Source organism: Arthrobacter sp. NPDC057013 (genome assembly GCF_042674585.1).
Lineage (GTDB): Bacteria > Actinomycetota > Actinomycetes > Actinomycetales > Micrococcaceae > Arthrobacter.
The window spans coordinates 1-4,650 of sequence record NZ_JBHUSE010000043.1; the positions used below are offsets into that span (position 1 = coordinate 1).

Genomic DNA, 4,650 nt, shown 5'->3' on the forward strand with positions numbered 1-4,650 from the left:
GACCCCGGCATGGGCGTCATCCGCCACGTCGACGCCGGCTACGACCGCGCCGCCGACGTCGCCAAAGAACGCGGAGTCCGCATCCCCATGAACGAGTTCCGCTGATCCAGTTCGGCGAGATCAACGTTTCGACAAATTCAACCGGGAACCGCCGCCACCAGTATGCACACCAGAAAGGATCATTCAGTGATCGAGATCGACGGACGCCAGTTGGGCCTGGCCGCATTGGCGGCAGCAGCCGCTGCGGCGACACAGGTTCGGCTGGCGCCGTCCGCCCTTGATCGAATCGCGGAATCACAGCGCTCCGCGCAAGCGACGGCAAAGACCCGACCTGTCTACGGGCGCTCCACCGGCGTCGGCGCAAACCGCTCTGTGAACCTGAACCGGGTTGGTGAGGGAGCCGACGTTCACGGGCTCAACCTGCTGCGGAGCCACGCCGTCGATGCCGGCAGAGCCTTGGATCGGGAAACCGTCAGGGCCATGTTGATCATCAGACTCTCCCAACTCGCAGCCGGGTCGTCGGGAATCAGCCCCGCAGTGGCTCAGGCTCTCGCGGGGTTGATTAATGCCGATGCCCTGCCTGAGGTGCGGGAGTTTGGGGGCATCGGAACGGCGGACCTTCCGGCGCTGTCCGGGACGGCGCTCACTTTGTTGGGCGAACGGCCCACGATGGACGGGCAAAATGTTGCTGCACCGTTGGAAGGCTGGGCCACGGAAGATGCCCTGCCGTTTATCAGCTCCAATGCGCTCACCATCGCCCAGGCAGTCGTGGCCCACCAAAAGCTCACAACGCTGCTGGAGAACCTTACAGCCGTCGCCGCCCTGTCTTTCGCTGCCATGTCCGGAAACCGGGAGGCGTTCAGCCCCCACGTGGCGCAGGCCGCGGATACGGCTTCGGTTGCCAATATGGCCGATGTCCTCTACGACCTCTTGGACGGTCACCACAGCCCTGCAAGAATCCAGGACCCCTACTGCCTGCGCACCCTGCCCCAGGTCCTTGGTTCCCTGCTGGAAGAACTCGAAGCACTTAAGGCCCTTCTTGAACGACTCGTCGTCGCAGGCCATGAGAACCCGCTGGTGTTCGGCTCCTCCCAGGATGGCAGCAACGGCGTGGCCCACCACGGCCTGTTCCAAATGACCACCCTTGGAAGGCGCGTTGACGCTCTGCACCTTGCGGTCGGTGCCGCGTGTGCCACGATCCTTCGCAGGATCGACCTGCTTTGCGATCCTTCCTATACCGGCCTGCACCCGTTCCTCGCCGCCGACGACGCAGGCCAGTCCGGGGTCATGATGCTGGAATATGTGGCTGCTGCGTCGGCGGGCCGAATCCGGGCCAGCGCACAGCCGACGAGCCTGCAGACGGTGGTCCTGTCATTGGGCGCCGAGGAGGACGCGAGCTTCGGAAGTGTGGGTACGTCCCAATTGTCAGCCACCGTCGAGGCTTTTTCGACAATCGTGGGCATTGAATTCCTGTGCGCCATGAGGGCGCTGAGGCTGCAGGGCCGGAGTCGCGCCGAGTTCCGCAGTGAGCGGCTTCGTGCAGCTTTCGATGCCGGGCTGGGACTGCCCGCCAATGTCCAGGACCGGGACCTCCGCGGCGACGTCCAGGCCGCAGCCGGAATGGTGCTTCGCCCAGGTTTCGGATGCCCCATGTAACCCGGCTTCCACGACCCGGCACAATCGGATGTCTGGGAGGCTCAACCCAGTGACCGGTTTCGACGGGACCAACCGGAGCGCACGCTGTCCCGCACGAGCGACTGCCTTGGACCCGAAACCGAAAATCCACCGATCCATTTGGATTCCGTCACATATTTTGGGTGAAATTCACTCGCTACCATGAGGTGACCGGACAGAGCCGTCCGGGCGGATCGACGCAGAAGGAAACCATGGCCGCGGTTACGGTGGACGATATCCTTTCGGACTTCCCCCTGGGTTTCGCCACCCTCATCATGCGGCCCGCCCCCGAGCGTTCGGCGGTCGAAAGGTTCCTGATCGTCGATGCCGACGATGAAACGTCCGACGCCGGCGGAGCCTTTGTCCTGCTAATCGGCGTCCGTGGCCGCTCGGCTTTGCCGGCGCTGCGCCGGCTTCTGAAGAACCCGCCGCCGGTTGTAGCGGTCAAGGGAAGCCGCGAAGAGCTGACTGACGCCGAGGAACTGCTGGGCGCCGCCGGGACGGGGCTGCTGCTGGTGGACCCCGCTGCCGAATGGGACCGCCTCCTGTCGATCGCCAAGGACCGGATCCAGCCGCGCAGTTACCAGAGTGAAGTTCTGACCCTGCTGGAAGAAGACCTGTTTGCCATCGCCCAGACCACGGCACGCCTGACCTCGAGCCATGTGGTTATAGAGGATGCTGCGAACAAGGTCCTGGCCTACTCCACGGTCTCGAACGACATCGACGAACTGCGGAAGGCGTCCATCCTGGCCCGGCGCGGCCCGCGGAAGTACGAACTGCTGCTGAAGGACCTCGGAGCCTACCGGGAACTGCACAGAACCCGGCTCCCAGTTCGAGTGCCGGCCAGGCCGCAGGACGGCCTGAGGGAGCGCGTGGCCATCACGCTGTTTGCCGGGGACCGAATCATGGGCTATATCTGGCTCCAGGAAACCGGGGACGGCTTCACCGCCGATGTTGACTACGTTCTCACGGGGTCCGCGGCCCGGGCCTCCGCCGAGCTCATCCGTTACCGCAATCAGCAGTCCGTGCATATGCGCGAGGACCGCATTGCCCGGATTCTGTCCGGCTCGGCGGAGGCCGCCGCCAGTGCCCGCAGCGGGAAGATCCCCGCGGAGCGGCCCGCGGCATTGATCCTGATAGGAATGTCCCCGACCGACTCCCAGGCTGATGATGCCGCATTGAAGCATGGCGAGCTGGCAAGCCTGGCCTCCATCCACGCCGCGGCCTACAAGGCGTCAGCCGTCGTCGGTCAGTTCAAGGGCGTCACCGCCGTCGTTATCCCGGGCCTGCAGTCAGCCACTGCGGAACCCGGTCTGCGCAGCATGGCCGAATCCATCGTCCGCGACGCGCACAAGCACCTGAGCATCAGCCCCTTCGCCGCGGTGAGCCCGGTGGCTCCTGACCTGCTGGCCCTGCACTCGGTTACCCCGATCACCGAGGCCCTGCTGGACTGTGTCGGGACATCAGCTGAGACGTCAGTAGCCACCATTGCGGATTTTGAGAGCGAAATCCTCTTCCGTGACGCCATTCGGAGCTTCCTTACGTCTCCGTTCCGTCACCGCAGCATGTCAGCCCTCCTGCGGGACGACGTCGAACTCGCCGAAACCCTCCGCGTCTATTTCGACTCCTCGCTCGACGTCGCGGAATGCGCCAAACGCATGGCGCTGCACAAGAACACCGTCTACTACCGAATCAGCAAGGCCGCCCGGGTCACGGGCCTGGACTTCGGCAACCCCCGCGATGCGCTGGTGGCACTGCTGCATGTCCAGGAATGGACCTGCACACACAACGAACTACAGGGCAGGAAATGACCACAACACTCGATGCTCCGCCGTTGGGCCCGATGCTCGATGACATCGTCCGCAACCACAGACCGCAAAGGGAAGACGGTTCCGTTCCGGCAAACATCCCGTCCCTCGCGGGCGTTCCCTTCAACAGGTTCGGAATTGCTGTCGCCACCGCAGCCGGCGAAGTCTTTGCCTCAGGAGACGCCGATGTCCCGTTTTCCATCCAAAGCATCTCCAAGGTCTTCACCCTTGCGATGGCGTTGCGGCGGGACAGTCCAGGAACTCTGTGGTCCCGGGTACTGCGCGAGCCCTCCGGCACTGCCTTCAATTCTCTGATCCAGCTGGAAGTGGAACACGGCATCCCACGGAACCCGTTCATCAACGCCGGCGCCCTGGTGGTCACCGACCACCTGATGGACGAGACCCCCGACGCCGCCGCCGCGCTCCTCGCCTTTCTCGCCGGACAGACCGGGCAAGGAAATCCCTTCATCGATGTGGCCGCGGCGGCCAGCGAACTGTCCAACAGCAGCCGCAACCTGGCCCTGGCCCACTTCCTCAAAGATTTCGGCAATCTCCGGCAGTCCGCCGAATCGGTGGTGGAAAACTACGTCCGCCAGTGCTCCATCATGATGACCTGCAGGGAACTGGCCCAAGCCGGCCTCTTCCTCGCCCGGGACGGCCGTGGTGCCCTCGGAGCGGTGGTGACACGCAGCGAGGCCAAACGCATAGGCTCCATCATGCTGACCTGCGGCATGTACGACGCCGCCGGAGAATTTGCCTACCGCGTCGGGCTGCCCGGAAAGAGCGGTGTGGGCGGAGGCATCCTGGTAATCGTTCCTGGCCAATGCTCCATATGCGTCTGGAGCCCCCGACTGGACGCCAAAGGCAACTCCCTGGCGGGCACTGCAGCCCTCGCCGATCTGTCGGACCGCACCGGCTGGTCGGTTTTCTAGTCCACGCTTTGCCGTGCCCCGCTGGCCTCGGGGCCGGATCCGTTCTTCCACCTGATTCCCCCTAACCGGTCAGACCTATGTCCGGATGAAAGGAACTCCATGCCCAACAACAACCCCAGTGTCGAGGTTGCATTGCACCATACGGTTCCGGTTCAGGCGCATGCCACCGAGAACCTTCTCCATGCCGAGGACAAGGGCTACCACAAGAGCCTGAAGCCGCGGCAGATCCAGATGAT

General features: G+C 64.1%; 3 protein-coding genes. All 3 read left to right on the top strand.

The window, feature by feature from the left end; translation table 11 throughout:
* The first annotated feature begins 186 nt into the window (after positions 1–186).
* The 3 genes from ACFTSA_RS24275 to ACFTSA_RS24285 all read left to right on the top strand — a co-directional run bounded on the left by ACFTSA_RS24275 (position 187) and on the right by ACFTSA_RS24285 (position 4,414).
* Positions 187–1,656: an aromatic amino acid ammonia-lyase gene (locus ACFTSA_RS24275; protein WP_377954668.1), complete on the top strand. Its 1,470-nt coding sequence runs from the start codon at positions 187–189 to the stop codon at positions 1,654–1,656.
* Between the two features lie 230 nt (positions 1,657–1,886).
* Positions 1,887–3,485, top strand: coding sequence for a PucR family transcriptional regulator (locus tag ACFTSA_RS24280; protein WP_377954671.1), 1,599 nt, complete (start codon positions 1,887–1,889; stop codon positions 3,483–3,485).
* Positions 3,482–4,414, top strand: a complete 933-nt coding sequence (locus tag ACFTSA_RS24285) for a glutaminase (RefSeq protein ID WP_377954670.1) — start codon at positions 3,482–3,484, stop codon at positions 4,412–4,414. The genes ACFTSA_RS24280 and ACFTSA_RS24285 overlap by 4 nt, the downstream gene beginning before the upstream one ends.
* Positions 4,415–4,650 lie beyond the last annotated feature (236 nt).